The organism is Streptomyces sp. NBC_01283 (genome assembly GCF_041435335.1).
Lineage (GTDB): Bacteria > Actinomycetota > Actinomycetes > Streptomycetales > Streptomycetaceae > Streptomyces.
In genome coordinates this window covers 5,613,750-5,632,030 of the sequence record NZ_CP108430.1, presented here as the reverse complement: position 1 = coordinate 5,632,030, position 18,281 = coordinate 5,613,750, and the positions used below count along the sequence as shown (strand labels likewise).

At 72.4% G+C, this 18,281-nt stretch carries 9 protein-coding genes; 6 read left to right on the top strand and 3 right to left on the bottom strand.

Annotated features, from left to right (window positions below; genetic code table 11):
* Nucleotides 1-193 precede the first annotated feature (193 nt).
* From OG302_RS25600 to OG302_RS25575, 6 genes are all read left to right on the top strand, one after another.
* The gene (locus OG302_RS25600; protein ID WP_371528916.1) at nt 194-3,448 is read left to right on the top strand and encodes an FHA domain-containing protein; all 3,255 of its coding nucleotides are present in this window, start codon (nt 194-196) and stop codon (nt 3,446-3,448) included.
* Nucleotides 3,449-3,667: 219 nt separating this feature from the next.
* On the top strand, nt 3,668-5,062 hold the full coding sequence (locus OG302_RS25595) for an ABC transporter substrate-binding protein (protein WP_371528915.1): 1,395 nt from the start codon (nt 3,668-3,670) through the stop codon (nt 5,060-5,062).
* Nucleotides 5,063-5,135: 73 nt separating this feature from the next.
* Complete coding sequence (locus OG302_RS25590; protein WP_371750229.1) at nt 5,136-6,416, top strand: carbohydrate ABC transporter permease; 1,281 nt, start codon at nt 5,136-5,138, stop codon at nt 6,414-6,416.
* A complete protein-coding gene (locus OG302_RS25585; RefSeq protein WP_371528914.1) occupies nt 6,413-7,294 on the top strand; it encodes a carbohydrate ABC transporter permease in 882 nt (293 codons plus the stop codon). Before OG302_RS25590 ends, OG302_RS25585 begins: the two co-directional genes overlap by 4 nt.
* A 160-nt stretch (nt 7,295-7,454) precedes the next feature.
* Nucleotides 7,455-9,704: a CDP-glycerol glycerophosphotransferase family protein gene (locus OG302_RS25580; protein WP_371528913.1), complete on the top strand. Its 2,250-nt coding sequence runs from the start codon at nt 7,455-7,457 to the stop codon at nt 9,702-9,704.
* A gap of 79 nt (nt 9,705-9,783) precedes the next feature.
* Nucleotides 9,784-10,692 (top strand): class I SAM-dependent methyltransferase, encoded by a 909-nt coding sequence (locus OG302_RS25575; protein WP_371528912.1) that lies wholly within the window; start codon nt 9,784-9,786, stop codon nt 10,690-10,692.
* A gap of 36 nt (nt 10,693-10,728) precedes the next feature.
* Here OG302_RS25575 and OG302_RS25570 read toward each other — a convergent pair whose 3' ends face one another.
* From OG302_RS25570 to OG302_RS25560, 3 genes are read right to left on the bottom strand one after another with little or no spacing between them, the layout of a single operon-like run.
* On the bottom strand, nt 10,729-11,913 hold the full coding sequence (locus OG302_RS25570; RefSeq protein WP_371528911.1) for a glycosyltransferase: 1,185 nt from the start codon (nt 11,911-11,913) through the stop codon (nt 10,729-10,731).
* Nucleotides 11,910-14,726 carry a CDP-glycerol glycerophosphotransferase family protein gene (locus tag OG302_RS25565; protein ID WP_371528910.1) on the bottom strand — a complete coding sequence of 939 codons (2,817 nt, stop codon included), beginning with the start codon at nt 14,724-14,726 and terminating at the stop codon, nt 11,910-11,912. Before OG302_RS25565 ends, OG302_RS25570 begins: the two co-directional genes overlap by 4 nt.
* The gene (locus OG302_RS25560; protein WP_371528909.1) at nt 14,723-18,217 is read right to left on the bottom strand and encodes a CDP-glycerol glycerophosphotransferase family protein; all 3,495 of its coding nucleotides are present in this window, start codon (nt 18,215-18,217) and stop codon (nt 14,723-14,725) included. The genes OG302_RS25565 and OG302_RS25560 overlap by 4 nt, the downstream gene beginning before the upstream one ends.
* Between the last annotated feature and the right edge of the window lie 64 nt (nt 18,218-18,281).

Below are 18,281 nucleotides of genomic sequence, written 5' to 3'. Positions count from 1 at the left end.
TCGGTCCAAGCAGGCACTTTTCCGAGCAGAGCCGACCAATCAAGATCACTTACGGGTGGCCGCCGGGCGTGTTGTCAGTGGCAGGTGCGAGGATGCTTTCTTGTTACTGGCCGATGTGGCCGTGTGCGGTGGGGGGAATCACAGCGCGAGTCCCCGTGCCCGGCGGCAAGGGCAGAAGGGACCGCTGACGGCGATGCAGATCCGGCTGACCGTCCTCGGGCCGCGCAGCGGCCAGACCGCCGAGCCCCATGGCCACCCAGTCGTGCCGCGCGGCGCCTGTGACGTGCTGGTCACCGCCCCCGCGGGGACCGCTCTGGCCACCGTCGCCTCCGGCCTGGCCGCCGCCGTCGCGGGCGGCGAAGGACCCGTCGTCCTGTACGCGGAGTCGGAGCGCCTCGACGCCCAGCGCTGCACCCTCGGGGAGCCCCCGCTGATAGACGGAGCGGTGCTCTCGCTCGGCTCCCCCGCCGAGCCCGGACCCGAACTCGCGGGAGCCGCCGCCCAGTTGCACGTGGTCGCGGGCCCCGACGCGGGCGGTGTGCACCTCCTGCACGGCGGCCAGATCCGCGTCGGCCGTTCGGCGGACGCGGACGTCCCGCTGGACGACCCGGACGTGTCGCGGCTGCACTGCGCGGTGACGCTCACCCCGGACGGCCAGGTCACCGTCACGGACCTGGGCTCCACGAACGGCACGACGGTGGACGGCCGCGAGATCACCGACCGCCCGGTGCGCCTCACCCCCGGCTCCCTGCTGCGCCTCGGCGAGTCCGCGCTGCGGTTCACCACCGGGGACGGGACGGGCGGCGCGTTGCCGACGGCCCCGGACGGCGAGGGACATGTGCGCGTACGGGTCGCGGCGAGCGCCGACGCCCCCCGGAGCGCGCCCCCGGAAGCGGGCCGCACGCCCTCCGACGGCACCCACCACGCGTACGGCTCCGCGAGCTGGGGCGCGGCGGGCGAGGACGGCCAGGGCGGGGCGCACGGCAGGACATCCCTCACCGATGTGCCGCTCGTGCCGCAGCAGGGCGGCGCCCCGGACGCCGAGAGCACCCGTATCGGCACCCCCGCGCGCGGGACGACCGTGCCGCGCGCGCTCCGCAAGCGGGGCGGCCTCTCGGCCTGGGCCCGGCGGCTGACGGGCGCACGCGACGACGAGTACGGACCGGCGGACCACGAGGACGACGGGTACGGCACGGGGAGCGACGTCGCGCCCCCGGAGCCCCCGGCCCCCACCCCGGAGGACCTCGCGGTGGCCGCCGCCGCGCGGACCCCGGAGTCCTGGCCCGACCCCGCGGCCCTGCTGCTCACGGCGCTCGGTCCGGGCCCCCGGCTCTGGGAGCGCGGCCCCGGCCACCCCGAGGCGCTCGCGGTCCGGCTCGGCACGCTGGACCGCGCGACCCCGGGCGAGCGGGGCCTGCTGCCCGCCGTCCCCGTGACGGTCAGCCTGCGGGAGGCGGGCGCGCTGGGCCTGGCGGGACCGCGCGAGCGGCTCACGGGGCTCGCCCGTGCCGTCGTGGCCCAGCTCGCGGCGCTGCACTCCCCCGACGCCCTGGAGATCGTGCTGCTCAGCACGGACCGCGCGCGGCCCACACCGGAGCGCACCGCCGAGTGGTCCTGGCTCGGCTGGCTCCCGCACCTGCGGCCCACGCACGGCCAGGACTGCCGCCTCCTCCTGGCGTACGACCGCGAGCAGGCCGCCGCGCGCACGGGAGAGCTGCTGCGGCGCCTGGAGGACCACATGGCGGACCGGGCGTCCGCCGCCGCGGCCGGACCCGCTCTCGACGGCCCTCTCGACCCCCTTCTCGACAGCACCGCCGAAGACGCCCCGGACACCGGGCCCCGCACCGTCGTCGTCGTGGACGGCGACCCCGGGTCCGCCGGGCTCCGCGAAGCCGTGGTGCGGCTGGCGCGGGAGGGAGCCACCGCGGGGATCCATGTCGTCTGCCTGGCGGAGACTCCCGCCGCGTCACCCGCCTCCCCGGTGTCGGCCACGTACGAGGCCGCTTGCTCCGTGTCGCCCGCTTTCCGCGCCTGCGGTGCCGTCGCGCTGCTCAGCGGCGACGTGGCCACGGCGCTGCGGCTGCTGCGCACCGCCGACGGCCGGCCTGCCGGGCACGGCACGGTCGCCGCGGTGGACGCGGTGTCGCAGGCCTGGGCCGAGCGGTTCTCCCGCGCGCTGGCGCCTTTCCGCACGGACGGGGCGCCCGGCGACGGGCACGCGCGCGTGTCCGCTCCACTGCCCCAAATGGCCCGGCTCCTTGACGAGTTGGGCCTCGCCCGGGCCACCCCCGCCTCCCTGATGGCCCGGTGGGCGGCAGCCGCCGACGATTCCGATGCGCTGGGCGGACGGGCCTGGACGGTGCTCGGGGCGGGCCCGCGCGGGCCCGTGGTCGTGGACCTCGCCGCCGAGGGCCCGCACATCCTGGCCGAGGGCCCTTCGGGCAGCGGTCGTACGGAGCTGCTGCGCTCCATCGCCGCCTCGCTGGCCGCTGCGGAGCGCCCCGACCGCCTCGGCATGGTGCTGATCGACGGACGGGACACCACGGGCAGCGGGGGCAACGGAACGAACGGCGGGAACGTACGGCTGGTCGAAGGCCTCGCGGTCTGTACGGACCTGCCGCACGTCACGACGCATCTCGCCGCCAACGACCCTGTCCGGATGCGGGAGTTCGCCCAGTCACTGACCGCCGAACTGAAGCGCCGGGCCGAGCTCCTCGGGCGGCTCGGGTTCGCCGAATGGCACACGCAGGCACCTCCCGGCAGCGGGGGCGGCGCAGGCGGCATGGGTGCCGGGAGCACCGGAGGCGCGGGAAGTACCGGGAGCATGGGAAGCGCCGGGAACGGCGGGGGTGGCGCGGACGACCTCGACCCGCCGCCGAGTTCCACGATGCGGCTGCGGCCCGTCGCCGCCCGCAAAGGGACCGAGCCGGGGCCTCCGCTGCCTCGGCTCGTCGTGCTCGTCGACGACTTCGACGCACTGCTTTCGCCCGCACTCGGATCGCCGGGGCGTCCCGCCGCGGGGTCCGTCGTGCGGGCGCTCGAAGCGGTGGCCCGGGACGGGGAGCGGCTCGGGGTGCACCTGATCGCCACCACCGCACGCAGCGAGCGGACCCCGGAGACGGAGCTGGGGAGGCGCGCGTCCCTGCGGATCGTGCTGGACGCCGTCACTCCGGGGCCGGAGGAGCCTGCCCCCGGGCGGGGCGAGCTGCGTACGGCCGAGGGGCGCGTGAGCCCCTTCCAGGCGGGACGGGTCACGGGACGGATTCCCCGTACGTCCACGGTGCGGCCCACCGTCGTCCCGCTGGAGTGGGAGCGGATGGGCGACCCTCCGGCCCGCCGCCCGGTGCGTGAACTGGGCAATGGGCCAACGGACTTGGCGCTCCTGGCCAGCGCGCTGGAGCGGGCCGCCCGATCCGTCGCCGCCGACCAGGTGCCGTCCCTCCTGTAGTTCCGCTGGTTCCTCCGGCTTTGCCGGTTCCGCTGGTTCTGCCGGTTCTCCACCACCTCTCCTTCAGCTCTGCACCACGTGGGGCCCGACGGCTCATGACGTCACGTCACAACGCCATCACGATCACCTGGTTGACACTGTTTGCGCTCTTGCCGCCCCTCCCCGCGCGGGCGTAGACAGACCGCACGGGACTCGCCAGGGCAGAGAAACGGGGCAGTGATGCGCAGCAGTCTTCGATCACGCAAGGCACCGCAACACCGGCGTACCACAGCCAAATTCGCCGCGGCCGTCGTCGCGGGCACGCTCGTGCTCACCGTCACCGCATGCGGCGGGGACGACGACGGCGGCAAGGACGGCGGGGACAAGGGCGGTGGCAAGGAGAGCGCCGCCGCGGTCCAACTGCCCAAGCTGGACGGCCAGACCGTCTCCGTCGCCGCCGTCTGGGGCGGCTCGGAGCGCAAGGTCTTCCTCAAGGTTCTCGACGAGTTCGAGAAGCGGACCGGGGCGAAGGTCACCTTCGTACCGGCCCAGGACCCCATCATCAGCTTCCTGGAGTCGAAGGTCGCGGGCGGCCAGCCGCCGGACGTCGCGATGCTGCCGCAGGTCGGCGCGATCGACCAGGCCGTGCAGAACAAGTGGGCCAAGCCGGTCGGGCCCGAGGCGCAGAAGCAGCTCGACAAGAACTACGCGCAGGGCTGGCAGGACCTAGGGGCCGTCGACGGCAAGCAGTACGGCGTGTACTTCAAGGCCGCCAACAAGTCCCTGGTCTGGTACAACACGAAGGTCTTCGAGAACGCGGGCGCCAAGGAGGCGAAGACCTGGGACGACTTCATGAAGACGGCCCAGACCGTGTACGACTCCGGCGTACCGCCGGTCTCGGTCGCGGGCGCCGACGGCTGGACCCTCACCGACTGGTTCGAGAACATCTATCTCTCCCAGGCGGGGCCGGAGAAGTACGACCAGCTCGCCAAGCACGAGATCAAGTGGACGGACCCCTCCGTGAAGGAGGCGCTGACCACGCTCGGCGAGCTCTTCGGCAAGAAGGGCTTCGTCGCGGGCGGCGCCGACAAGGCGCTGCAGACCGAGTTCCCCGCCTCCGTGAAGCAGACGTTCACCGGCGGCGAGCAGCCCAAGGCGGGCATGGTCTTCGAGGGCGACATGGTCTCGCTGCCGATCTCGGAGACGAAGGCCGAAATCGGCACGGACGCCAAGGTGTTCCCGTTCCCGGCGGTCGGGGACGAGTCCCCGGCGGTCGTCGGCGGTGACGCGGCCGTGGCCCTGAAGGACAACAAGGGCGCCCAGGCGCTGCTGACCTTCCTGGCCTCGCCGGACTCGGCGAAGATCTGGGCGGAGGCGGGCGGCTTCGTCTCGCCGAACAAGAACCTCGATCTGTCGGCGTACCCGAACGACGTGCAGCGCGGCATCGCCAAGGCGCTCATCGCGGCGGGCGACGACATCCGCTACGACATGTCCGACCAGGCCCCGCAGGCCTTCGGCGGCACGCCCGGCAAGGGTGAGTGGAAGGCGCTGCAGGACTTCCTGAAGAACCCGAAGGACGTGGCGGGCACGCAGAAGGCGCTGGAGACGGCCGCCGCCAAGGCCTTCAAGGACTGACACGGTGGCGTCCGCGAACGCCGGGGGCACGCCGAACGTGGCGCTGCCCCCGGCTCCAGAACCGCGCAAGAGCGTGACCGGCACCCGCAAGAGCGTGGCGGTGCTGTTCCTGGCACCCGCCCTGATCCTGCTCGGCGCGCTCGTCCTGTACCCCATCGGGTACTCCGTCTTCCGCAGCTTCTTCGACAAGTCGGGCGACTTCACGGCGTTCGGCAACTACAAGACCCTGTTCACCGACGACACCATCCTCACCGCGATCAAGAACAACGCGATCTGGGTGGTGGTCGCCCCGACGGTCGCGACCGGTCTCGGCCTGATCTTCGCCGTGCTGACCGAGCGGATCCGCTGGGGCACGGCGTTCAAGCTGGTCATCTTCATGCCGATGGCGATCTCGATGCTCGCGGCCGGCATCATCTTCCGGCTCGTGTACGAGTCGGACCCGGACCGGGGGGTGGCCAACGCCGTCTTCGTGGGGGTGCACGACACCTTCTCCGAGTCGTCCGCCTTCCCGCAGGCCCATCCCAGTACGGAGTCACCGCTCAAGCCGGCATCCGGCGGCGCCTTCATCACCCGCAAGCCGGTCAGCGCGGGCACTCCGGTGGCGCTGCCGCTGACCGGTGTCGCGCCGGACAACATGCCGGACGACGCCAAGGCTGCCGCGGCCGCGAAGCCGGAACCCGGCAAGGTCACCGGCACGGCCTGGCAGGACTTCACCCGCGGCAAGGGCCGGGGCGAGATCAACGCCCCGGACAAGACCGAGTTCGGCTACCCCGGCATCAAGATCGAGGCCGTCAAGGACGGCAAGGTGGTGGCCACGGCCGAGGCCGCGTCCGACGGCACCTTCGCGCTCCCCAAGGATGCCGACGGGGCCCAGCTCCGCTTCCCCGCGTCGAACTTCCGCGAGCCGTACAACGGCGTGGACTGGCTCGGCCCGTCCCTCATCACGCCCGCGGTGATCGGCTCGTACCTGTGGATCTGGGTGGGCTTCGCGATGGTCCTGATCGCGGCCGGTCTCGCCAGCGTCCCGCGTGAACTCCTGGAGGCCGCCCGGGTGGACGGCGCCAACGAGTGGCAGGTGTTCCGCCGGATCACGGTGCCGATCCTCGCGCCGGTGCTCGCGGTGGTGGCGGTCACGCTCATGATCAACGTACTGAAGATCTTCGACCTGATCTTCATCATCGCGCCGAACTCCTCGAAGGACGACGCGAACGTCCTGGCGCTCCAGCTCTACAACTCCGCGTTCCTCGACAAGGATTCGGGCGTGGCGAGCGCGATCGCCGTGCTGCTCTTCCTCCTCGTGATCCCGGTGATGCTCTTCAATATGCGGCGACTTCGGCGGGAGGGACGACGATGACCACCCAGGTCGAAGTGGTGAAGGCCAAGCAGTCGCTCGGCGGGCGGATCGCCGGCGTCCTGAGCGGTACCGCCGTACGCGTCTTCCTCGTCGTCGTCGCGCTGTTCTGGCTGGTGCCGACGGTCGGGCTGCTGCTCGGCTCGCTGCGTACCTCGCAGGACATGGCGGAGAGCGGCTGGTGGAAGGTCTTCAGCACGCCGTCGCAGATGACGCTGGACAACTACACGAACCTCCTCAAGGACGAGACGATCACCGACTCGATCCTGTCCAGCATCATGATCACCGTCCCGGCGACCCTGCTCGTCGTGATCATCGGCTCGCTCGCCGGATACGCCTTCGCGTGGATGGAGTTCCCGGGCCGCGACTGGTGGTTCCTCGGTGTCGTCGGGCTGCTCGTGGTGCCCGTGCAGGTGGCGCTGCTCCCGGTGTCGAAGATCTTCGGCGCGATCGGCATCTTCGAGACGACGATCGGTGTGGTCGTCTTCCACGTGGCCTTCGGGCTGCCGTTCGCGATCTTCCTCCTGCGGAACTTCTTCGCGGAGATCCCCCGCGAACTCCTGGAGGCGGCACGCCTGGACGGGGCCGGTGAACTGCGGCTCTTCTTCCGGGTCGTGATGCCGCTCGGCGCGCCCGCGATCGCCTCGCTCGGCATCTTCCAGTTCCTCTGGGTCTGGAACGACATGCTGATCGCGCTGATCTTCGCCGACTCCGAGAAACCGCCGATCACGGTCGCGCTCCAGCAGCAGGTGCGGTCCTTCGGCGACAACGTGCAGATCCTGGCGCCCGGCGCGTTCATCTCGATGGTGATCCCGCTCGCCGTGTTCTTCGCGTTCCAGCGGCAGTTCGTGTCCGGCGTGATGGCGGGCGCGGTGAAGTAACCGATCACGAACAGCACGGGCACATACGTTCGACGAGCGAGGCGGTCCGGCACCGGGCCGCCTCCTTCGCGTCCGTCCCCCGTATGCCTCACACGGCGTAACCCGGCCGGCGGCCTGGGCGTTTGCGGGCAGTATGCCCCCGCCGACCCATGGATGTGCCTTGCCCCGGTTCAGTGTCATCGTGCCCGTGTACAAGGTGCAGGCCTATCTGCACGCATGCCTCGAATCCGTCCTCGAACAGTCGTTCACGGATCTTGAGCTGATCGTGGTCGACGACGCATCCCCCGACGCATGCGGCGCCCTGATCGACGAGTGCGCGGCGCGTGACAGCCGGGTGAAGGCCGTCCACCTCAAGGAGAACGTCGGCCTGGGCCGGGCGCGCAACGCGGGCATGGAGCGCGCCACCGGCGACTACCTCGTCTTCGTCGACGGCGACGACACCCTCACCCCGGACGCCCTGCACGCGATCTCCGACCGCCTCAAGGAGACCGACGAACCGGACGTCCTGATCTACGACTACGCACGCGTGTTCTGGTCCGGCGATGCCGTGCGCAACCAGTTCGCGGGCCTCCTCAAGGAGGACGGCCAGGCCCCGTTCCGGCTGATCGACCGGCCAGGACTGCTGCGCCTGCTGATGGTCGCCTGGAACAAGGCCTACCGCCGCGACTACATCGAGCGTGAGGGCTTCACCTTCCCGCCCGGCCTCTACGAGGACACTCCCTGGACCTACCCGGTCCTGATGAAGGCGGACTCGATCGCCACCCTCGACCGGGTCTGCGTGCACTACCTGCAGCGCCGCAGGGGCAGCATCCTGCGCACCACGACCCGCAGGCACTTCGAGATCTTCGACCAGTACGAGCGGGTCTTCGCGTTCCTCGACGAGCACCCCGAACTCTCCGCGGCCTGGCGGCCCATCCTCTTCCGGCGGATGGTCGACCACCTCACGACGGTCTTCACCAAACGCGACCGCCTCCCGCGCGCCAGCCGCGCCGCGTTCCTGCGCAAGGCCCGCACCCACTACCGCCGCTACCGCGTCCCCGGCGCCCGCCCCCGCACCAGCACCCGGGTGCGCCACGGCCTCGTACGCCTGGGCACGCACCGCACCTACCGCACCCTGTGGACGGCGCTGCGCCTGCGGGCCAGGGCCCAGCGGTACGCGGCGACCACCCGCCGCCGCGCCAAGGGCGCCGTGCTGCAGCTGCACTACCGCCTCCAGCTGCGTCTGCCGCTGCGCGCCGACCGCGCGGTCTTCTCCTCGTACTGGGGGCGCGGCTACGGCTGCAACCCCGGCGCCCTGGAGGCCGCGCTGCGCGAGCACGCCCCGCACGTGCGCACCGCGTGGATCGCCGACCCCGTCCACCACCACACCCTGCCCACGGCGACCCGCAGGCTCCGCCCCGGCACGGCCGCGTACTGGAGTGCCCTCGCGCGCTCCAAGTACCTCGTGAACAACGTCAACTTCGACCGCAGGCTGGTCAAACGCCCCGGCCAGGTCATGATCCAGACCCAGCACGGCACACCCCTGAAGCTCATGGGCCTCGACCTCCAGGACCGGCCCGCCGCCGCCCGGGGCATGGACTTCGCCGCCCTCCTGCAAAGCGCCGACAAGTGGGACTACGTCCTGTCGGCGAACCGCCACTCCACGCTGGTCTGGGAGCGCGTCTACCCCGCCTCGTTCACCACGCTCGAATACGGCTACCCGCGCAACGACATCTACCAGCGGGCCAGCTCCGCCGACGTGGCCCGCCTGCGCGAGTCCCTCGGCATCCCCAAGGGCGCCGTCGCCATCCTCTACGCGCCCACCCTGCGCGACTACCGCCACTCGCAGCTGCACTCCCTCGACCTGCGGCGGATGCTGCACAGTCTCGGCCCCCGGTTCGTCATCCTGACCCGCGCCCACCACTCCTACGGGGCGCCCCTCGCACCCTCCTCGGACCGTCTGATCGACGTGTCGGACCATCCCAGCGTCGAGTCCCTCTGCCTGGCCTCCGACGCCCTGGTCACCGACTTCTCGTCGCTGATGTTCGACTACGTCAACCTCGACCGCCCCGTCGTCCTGCACGCCACCGACTGGGAGGCGTACGAGGCGGCCCGCGGCACCTACTTCGACGTGCGCGAGTTCCCTCCGGGCGCTGTCGCGCGCAGCGAGGACGAGCTCACCGACATCTTCGCCACCGGCCACTGGCGCGGCTCGCGCTCCGCACAGCTGCGCGCCGCCTTCCGAGACCGCTTCTGCGTGTACGACGACGGGCGGGCCGCTGAACGAGTTGTGAGGCATGTGGTGCTCGGTGAGACCGGGGGTCTACCGTCTGTGGCGCCACTGGCGGACCGGCACCCGGCGCCGGCCGCGGGGGTGGCCGATGAGCCGCTGCCGCGGGCCGACGTCTCCCGGCCCACTCCGCGCTTCTAGCCGCACCGTGCTTCTGACGGCACTGCGCGTCCGGCGCACCGTGCGCACCGCCCGCCTTCCCCCATCCACGGGACCTGAGATGCAGAACGCTTCCACCACCATGCCCTCGAACGAAGCCGGGCGGCTGCCGCGGCCGAGCCGGCTCTCCGATGTGAAGGGGTGGTTCCACCCGGTCGACCAAGTGCTCTTCGACTGGACCCTGAGCCGCCAGCGCGACCAGGGGCAGCGGGGTGATCTGCTGGAGCTCGGCGCGTACCTGGGCAAGAGCGCCATCTTCATGGGCGCGTACCTGCGCGCGGAGGAGACCTTCACGGTCTGTGACCTCTTCGACTCGCCCGCCCCCGACCGGGCCAACTCCGCCGAGATGGGCCGCTCGTACGCCACGCTGACGCGCCGCGCCTTCGAGGCCAACTACGGCTCCTTCCACGAAGGGCTGCCGCGGATCGTCCAGGAGCCGTCCTCCGGGATCACCGCGCACGTGCGGGCGGACAGCTGCCGCTTCGTGCACATCGACGCCTCGCATCTGTACGAGCACGTCCACGCGGACATCGCCGCCGCCAAGGAGGTGCTCGGGCCGGACGGGATCGTCGTGCTCGACGACTTCCGGGCCGAGCACTGTCCGGGCGTGGCCGCGGCGACCTGGGGTGCCGTGGCGAGCACGGGGCTCAAACCGCTGTGCATCACGGCCACCAAGTTCTACGGGACCTGGGGCGACTACGACGCGATCCACGCCGATCTCGCGGTGTTCCTCAAGGAGCGGGACGACATGTGGCACGGCGCCGAGGAGGTCGCGGGCTTCCCGATGATCCGGATCAGCGGCAAGAAGGCGAGGTCGCCGGAGCATCCCGTGTCACGGCACGCGGACGAGGCGGCCCCCGACGCGCCGGGCCGGACGCCCGTGCCCGCCGGGGTGCCTGCCGTGGCCCGGGCCGGTGGCCGGGCCAGGGGCCTGCTGTCGTCGCTGCTCGCGCGCTCGGAGCGTTCCTGACGTCCACCGGTGTCCGGTGGGCCGGGTCCCTGGCCCCTACCGCTCAAGGAGCTCGAACAGCTCTTCCCAGCGGGCCAGGACCCGCGCCTCGGAGAACCGCTGCACGTTCCTGCGGGCCCGCTCCCCCATCGCGTCCCGCAGTCTCGGGTTGCCGGTGAGGCGCAGGATGCGGTCGGCGAGTGCCTCGATGTCGCCGGCGGGGGCGAGGAGGCCGTCCTCGCCGTGGCGCACGATCTCGCGTACGCCGGGTGCGCAGTCGAAGGCCGCGCACGGCACCGCGCTGGCCATGGCCTCCATCAGGGCCAGCGGGAAGCCCTCGCCGCGCGACGACTGCACGAAGAGGGAGCTCTCGGCGAGCACGCCCGGCACGTCGCTGGTGCGGCCCCGCCACTCCACCGAGCCGTCGAGTCCCAGGCGCGTGCACTGCCGCTTGAGGTCGGCCTCGTCCGCTCCGGCGCCGTAGATCCGCAGTGTCCAGTCGGGGCGCCGCGGGGCCACCAGCGCCCAGGTGTCGACGAGCATGTCGACGCCCTTCTGGTCGGCGAGCCTGCCGATGCTGCAGACCACCTTCCGGTCGCGCGGCGAGGGCACGTCGGGGAGGTGGGCCAGGGCGTTGGGCATCGCCCCGACGTTGTGCATGCCGTCGGCGATCCAGTCGTCGGCGTCCTCCTGGGTGAGCGCGAGCCAGCGGTCCACGTCGGGGTAGCTGCGCTTGACCGCGCGGTAGCGGTGGCAGGCGCGCGTGTAGGCGTACGACTCGTGGCTCATGCCGATGATGCGCAGGCCCGCGGTGTCCGCCTCCCTGATCCACTCCATCGGCCAGACCTGCGTCACGATGGCGACGGCGCCGGGGCGCGCGGCGCGGAAGAGCTCCGAGAGCCGGTCGACGGTGCGGCGCTTGGCGGTGATCCGCGCCGACTCCCGGCGGCGTGCCACGACGTTGAGGCGGCCCAGGCCCCTGGCCGGGCGCGGAGAGGCGGGGTGTTCGCGGTAGAGGCTGGTCACGGGGTAACCGAGGTCGTCCGGGAGCACCAGTTTCAGCTCGGCCTCGTGGACGCCGATGACGTGCACCCGGTGGCCGTTGCCCTGGAAGAGCCTGGCCATCTGGTGGGCCCACGCGGTGACGCCGCCGAGCTCGTCGACGGTGTTCGCCACGAGGAAGAGATCGCGGCTCTTCGTCGTGGTGGTGGCGATCCGCGTGGTCGCGATCGTCGTGGTCATGCCCCGCCCCTCGTCTCCGTGTTCCCGTTCCCGAACCGCTCCCCGAACAGCGCGTCCACCACGCCGGCCGCGGCCCGCCCCTGGTCGTACGCGCCGAACCGCGCGGCGAACGCCCGCCGGGCCTCTGTCCACGCGCCGTCGGTCTGCTTGAGCGTGCCGAGCACGCGCAGCAGTTCCTCCTCCGTCTCGACGACGGGCCCGCCCGCGTCGTCCCGCAGCGAGAAGTAGCTGCCCCGCTCGGCCGTGTACGCGTCGAGGTCCGGCGCGAAGTGCACCAGCGGCCGGTCCAGGAGCGCGAAGTCGAACATGATCGACGAGTAGTCGGTCACCAGGACGTCGGCGAGGCAGAGCAGCTCGCTCACGTCGTGGTGCGCCGAGACGTCGACGACGGTGCCGGGCGGGCAGACCGGGAGGCTCGCCGCCTGCATGTAGTGGGCGCGCACCAGGAGGACGTGGGTGTCGCCGAAACGGTCGGCGAACTTGCGTACGTCGAGGGGCAGTCGGACCGCCTTGTTGTTCTTCGGGGGAAGGCCGCGGAACGTCGGCGCGTACAGGACCACCGTCTTGTGGTCGGGGATGCCGAGGTCGGCGGCCACGGGCGGGCGTGGGAAGCGGCCCGACGTCTCGTCGCGGGCGCGCGCGGCGAGCAGCCGGTCGTTGCGGGGGTAGCCGCAGCGCAGCAGCCGTTCCTCGGGGATGCCGTAGGCGCGGGCCAGAGTGTTCACGTCGTGCTCGGAGCGCACCAGGAAGTGGTCGAAGCGGTCGACGGCCCGCTGCAGCCATTCGCGGTGCGGGGCGTTCTGCGTCTTCACCCGCGCCTCGTCGAAGCCCATGCGCTTGTACGCGGAGCCGTGCCAGGTCTGCAGGTACGTGGTGTGCCGCGGCTTGTCCAGGGCGTGCGGGAAGCCCTGGTTGTCGATCCAGAATTCGGCGCGGGCCAGCGCCCACAGGTAGCGCCAGGACCAACGGGGCACGAGGCGTGCGGAGCCGGGGAAGCCGTCGGCCGATGTGGCGTACGACCAGGTGCAGCGCAGCCGCAGGCCCCGGTCGGTGATCTCCTGGTGGACGGCGCGGGGGCTGTCTCCGTAGCACCTGCCCATGTGGCTCTCGAAGACGACCGAGCCCTTGCTGACAGGGAGCCGCCGCAGCGCCCGCCGGTAGACCCGCACCTTGACCCCGTGGCCGCTGAGCCCGTCCCACCGCTTGCGCAGGGCCCGCAGTCCGAGCCTCAGCTTGCGCGCGGGGCGGAAGTGCGTGGCGTAGTGCAGTGCCGCGCGCAGGGTGCGGGCGGTGCGGTGGCGGGGCGCCAGGCGCAGCTCCACCTTGTTCGCGCCGGTGACGGTGACGCCCTGGCTCTCCCCCACGGTCTCGGGCTCGGCGACGAGTTCGGTGGTCACGTCCTGGCCGCCGGCGGCCAGGTGCAGCCGCGGCTCCCACGCGCGGTCGCGGATGCCGAGGTCGCGCAGCCGGGCGGTGAGGACCGCCGTGGCCCGCCAGAGGACCGCGCCGCCGTCGTAGTGGACCTCCTCCACGGGTACGCGGAAGCCGCGCCGTCCGGTGCCGTGCGCCCGTACGTCGAGCCAGGCGGTGAGCGGCGGCCGGTCGGGCAGCAGGCCGCCGGGCAGCACGACGTGCCCTTCGAGGACCGCAGTGCCGCCGTCGACGTCGCACCGGGTGAGGCGGTTCAGGAGCCGGACCTCGTCCAACTGCCGGTGCTGGTGGCCGAGTTCGGTGACGTCGAGCAATTCTCGTACCTGGGGGTCGTCGAGTCCGTCCGTGCGCCAGTAGACCTTGCCCTCGCGTTCGGTCAGTTCCGAGACGACGACCCCGGGCCGCCCCAGCGCGTACGCGGCGGCGAGGACGCCGTCCGTGTCGCCCTCCGCGAGCAGCCGCACGCACACCCGCTCCACGGGGTCGAGGGCGTCCAGGGCGCGCAGGTCCGCGCGGCCTTCGAGACGCGGGGCGACGCGGGCCGTGGCCCGGCGCCGCTCCTCGGCGGTGAGCTGCGGGAACGTACGGGCGCAGGGCAGCACGTGGTCGACGAGGAAGGCCCGTTCGCGCCGGTCGGCCAGGTCGAGGCGGCCCAGGCTCACGAGGAGCCCGGCGACGCGGTCGTTGGCGGCGGCGAGTGCGGGGGTCTCGCGGGCCGGGTCGGCTGCCGCGCGGCGGGTGGTGATCAGGTTGGGCACGAGGGTGATGGCGCGGACCACGAGGGCGGCCTCGACGCCGAAGAGGACCTCGCTGTGGGCGAGGTCCTCCGCGTACCGCAGGTGTGTCCGGTGCAGGAGGTCACGGCGAACGCAGAAGCCGGTGACCAGGGAGTCCCTGGCGACGAGTTCGGGGGCGTCGGCGAGGTCCCCGACCGTCCGCGTCCTCGCGTGCAGCGGGGCCTGCCAGCCGGGGCCCCGCTCCTTTTTGCCGTTGCCGGTGAGCCGCGTCCAGCGCCCCGCCACCAGGTCGGCCCCGCTGGAGCGGGCCGCGTCGAAGAGGTTGCGGCAGGCGTGCCGCTCCAGGAGTTCGCCGTCGCCCAGCACGATGACGTACCGCCCGCGTGCCGCGTCGAGCCCGAGGTTCCGTGCGGCGGCGACCGGCAGTTCGCTGTCGGCGCCGACCAGGCGTACCCGGTGCGGGTGTTCGGCGGCGAGCTCCCGCGCCGCGGCGCGGGCGGGGGCGTCCGTCCCGGGGTCGACGACGACCGCCTCGACGTTGCCCATCGTCTGGTCGAGCACGGACCGCACCGATTCGCGCAGCGCCTCGGTGTCCGGTCCCGCGACCACGACGCAGCTCACGTCGTGCAGTTCCGGCGTGCTCATGCGCGGCCTCCTTCGAGCATGGCGTCCGCCACCCCTGCGGCCGCGCGCCCGTCGTCCAGGTCGCAGAAGACCTCGCGGAACCTGTCGTAGGCGTCGGCGTACGCGGCGGTGGCGGCGTGCGGGTCGCGCAGCGCCGCGATCACCTCGTCGCCGGTGCCGAGCAGCGGTCCTGGCGCCTGCGCCGCGAAGTCGAAGTAAAAGCCGCGCAGGGTGTCTCGGTAGTGGTCGAGGTCGTAGGTGTGGAAGAGCATCGGGCGCCCGGTCTGCGCGAAGTCGAACATCAGGGACGAGTAGTCCGTCACCAGGACGTCGCTGATCAGGAGCAGTTCGCTGACGTCGGGGTGGCGCGTGACGTCGCGCACGAAGTCCGATTCGGGGACGGAGCCGCCGACGAGGTAGTGCCTGCGGACGAGGAGCGTCTGGTCGTCACCGATGGCGCGTTCGGCGGCTTCGAGGTCCAGCTGGAGGTCGAGGGCGTAGCGGCCGGCCTGCTTGGGCTGGTTCTCGCGCCACGTGGGCGCGTACAGGACGACGCGTCTGCCCTCGGGGATGCCGAGCCGTTCGCGCACGGAGGCGGCGACCTTCGCGCGGTCGGCGGCGTGCAGCAGGTCGTTGCGCGGGTAGCCGCGTTCCAGGACCTCGCCGGTGTAGCCGAAGGCGCCGCGCAGGACGGGCGTCGAGAAGCGGTTAGGGGAGACGAGCACGCTCCACTGGTCGGCGCGGCCGGGCAGGGTCGCCATGTAGGCGCGGTCCCCGGAGGCGTGGCCCGCGAGGTCGCGGCCGATGCGCTTGAGCGGGGTGCCGTGCCAGGTCTGCACGACGTACTGGCCCTCGGCGCGCTCGAACCATTCGGGCAGCTGGGTGTTGGTCACGACGTAGCGGCAGCGGGCGAGGGCCTCGTACCACTCGGCGCTCCACAGGGCGACCGGCGTGGCGCTCCCGGGCAGCGCCACCTGCTGGTCGCGGACCACCCACAGGTGCTCCAGGTCGACGCCTCTGGCGACCAGTTCCTCGTGCACGGCGCGGGGCGAGTCCGAGTACTGGCGTCCGTCGAAGCTGCAGTACAGGACGGCGTCCCGGAGCGGGCCGCCGCGCCGGACCGCGTACTCCTCGCGCAGTCTGCGCTGGCGCGGGCCGCCCCGGTCGGCGTCGGGCAGCGCGGAGCCCGAGCGCAGGTGGAGGCCGTCGTGGGCGTGCCGCTTCAGGCTGATGTCGCGGCCTGACCTGGTGCGTACGAGCGGCAGTTCGCGGCCCTTGCCCGGCGCCACGCACACAGGCGTGTACTGCTCGGGGTCCGTCGTGCCCCGCTCGCGCAGGAAGAGGTTCCAGCGTCCTTCTGCGAGCGGCAGCGTGCCTCCGGGGCCGGGCACGGCCTCGGGACGCAGCGCGGACGAGAACCGGCCGTCCGCGATCCGCACCGGCACCACGGCCTCGTCGCCGTGTCCGGCGTGCACGAGGACCAGTTCCCCGGTGCGGGTCTCCGCGTCGGGGTGGCTGCCCTCGATGCGCAGCTCGTCGTCCCAGGTAACGGTGGAGACGAGCGGTCGCACCGTCTGGTCGCGCAGCTCCAGGTTCCCCGACGCGTTGGCGAGGACGAGGAGTTCACGCCCCGGCAGCAGTCCGTAGCGCCCCGCGGCTACCTCGGGGCAGGCGGCGAGCGGGGTGCGCTCGCCGCCCTCGCGGACCAGTGCGACGCCCCACGGGTCGGCCTTGCGCGGCTCGCCGGTGCGCTCGTCCGTACCGGCGTGGAAGAGGCCGAGCGGCACATCGGCGCTGAAGTCGCGGCCGTTCACCAGGGCGGGGACGTAGTGCGCCTCCTTGGTGGCCCAGTTCTCGACGCGCAGGGCATCGACGGCCTGCGACTCCCCGGGCGCGAGCCGCCCGTGCAGCCGGACGGCGGTGCCGCAGCCCTCGTGCGTGACGAGCCGCGCCGCCACCCGCTCCGTGCGCAGCCGCAGCCGCCCCTTGCTGAGGGTGACGGCCGCCCGCAGGAACTCCTCCAGATACCGCACGGGGAGCCGCGGCGGGCTGCTCGTCCTGACCGGCCCGGTGCGCGGCAGGAATCCGCTGACCACGCCCATCTCCACCTTCCAGGTGGTGCTGCGCCGCTTGGTCACGGTCCTGCGGGGGTCGATGACCGTCTCGAACCCCGACCGGTCGTAGCTGTGCAGGCCCTGCTTGGAGCGGTACGTCGCCTCGCGCGCCCGCACCGTGCGCAGCGCCAGCGGCAGCACGCGGCGCCGTCCCGACCGCAGCCAGGCGACCCTGGCGCGCGCCCCGACGCGCCCCGCGGGCAGGTTGGGGATGTAGGCGAAGCCCTTGAGCCGCAGCCTGCCCTGCTCGTCCCAGGCGATGTGCGTGAGTTGTGCGGTGAGCGGCAGATCGGAGCGTTTCAGGGCGACGGTCTCGCGCGGCAGTCCGCCGATCCCGGGGAACTCGGCGCGGCGCCCGCGCAGGCCGCGGACCCGGAAGGCGTCGGGGTGGGACTTCTCGTACGCCATGAAGGTGAGCAGGTCGGTGACCCGGCGCTGGCGGATGAGCTGCCAGCGCACGCGCAGCGGGGGCGGCAGTGCGGCGACGACCGCGGGGTCGACGGTGTCGGCGAAGGCGTTGGCCTGCTCCATGAAGACGTCGTGGTACGTGGAGTCGCCGTGCGGCAGGGCCTCCATGAACAGCCACAGGTCCCCGGACAGGACCGTGGTGTCGTAGCGCCGCTTGGCCTTCGCGAACACCACCCCCCGCGGGGTGCCCGCCGCCTCGGCGGCCCGCGCCGCGAGGAAGCCGCTGGCCGCAAGGACGGCGGCGGTGCGGTCGCGGACGGCGCGGGGCTTGGCGCGGCGGGTGGTGATGGAGCCGTCGCGGTCGCGCCAGAGGTAGACGGGTTCCTTCAGTACGTCGACGGCACCGGCGAGGAAGTGGGCGGGGATCATGACGGGGGTGTCCTCGAAGAGCACGCCCTCGGGGAAGGTGAAGGCGTGCTTGTCCCAGAAGTCCCTGCGGAAGACCTTGTTGCAGGCGATGCGGTCGCCGAGCAGGTCCCAGTCGCGGGTGACGTGCGTGCCGCTGCGGTCCTTCTCCATCATCTTGCGGAACATCGGCGACTGCTCGCTGCGGCCCGCGGAGCGCAGCCGGTGGACGTTGCCGGTGACGAAGTCGGAGCCCGACTCCTCCAGTGCGGCGAGCATCCGCTCGTACGCGTCCCGTGGGACGACGTCGTCGCTGTCGACGAACGTCAGGTACGTGCCCCGCGCCTCGCGCACCCCCGCGTTGCGGGCCGCCCCGAGCCCCGCGTTCTCCTGCTCGATCAGGCGGAATCTGGTGTCCCCGGCGGCGAACTCGCGGGCGATGCGTGGACTCCCGTCGGTGGAACCGTCGTTGACCATGACGACCTCGAGGTCCGGCATGGTCTGCTCGGCCAGTGACCGGAGGCAAGGGGCGAGAAACTCCTCGACGTTGTAGACGGGGACGACGACGGCGAGTCGGGGTGTCATGCGCTGCGCACATTCCTTCCGGAGAGCTGACGGGCACGGCTGCGCGTCCTGCTGAGGGCCACCC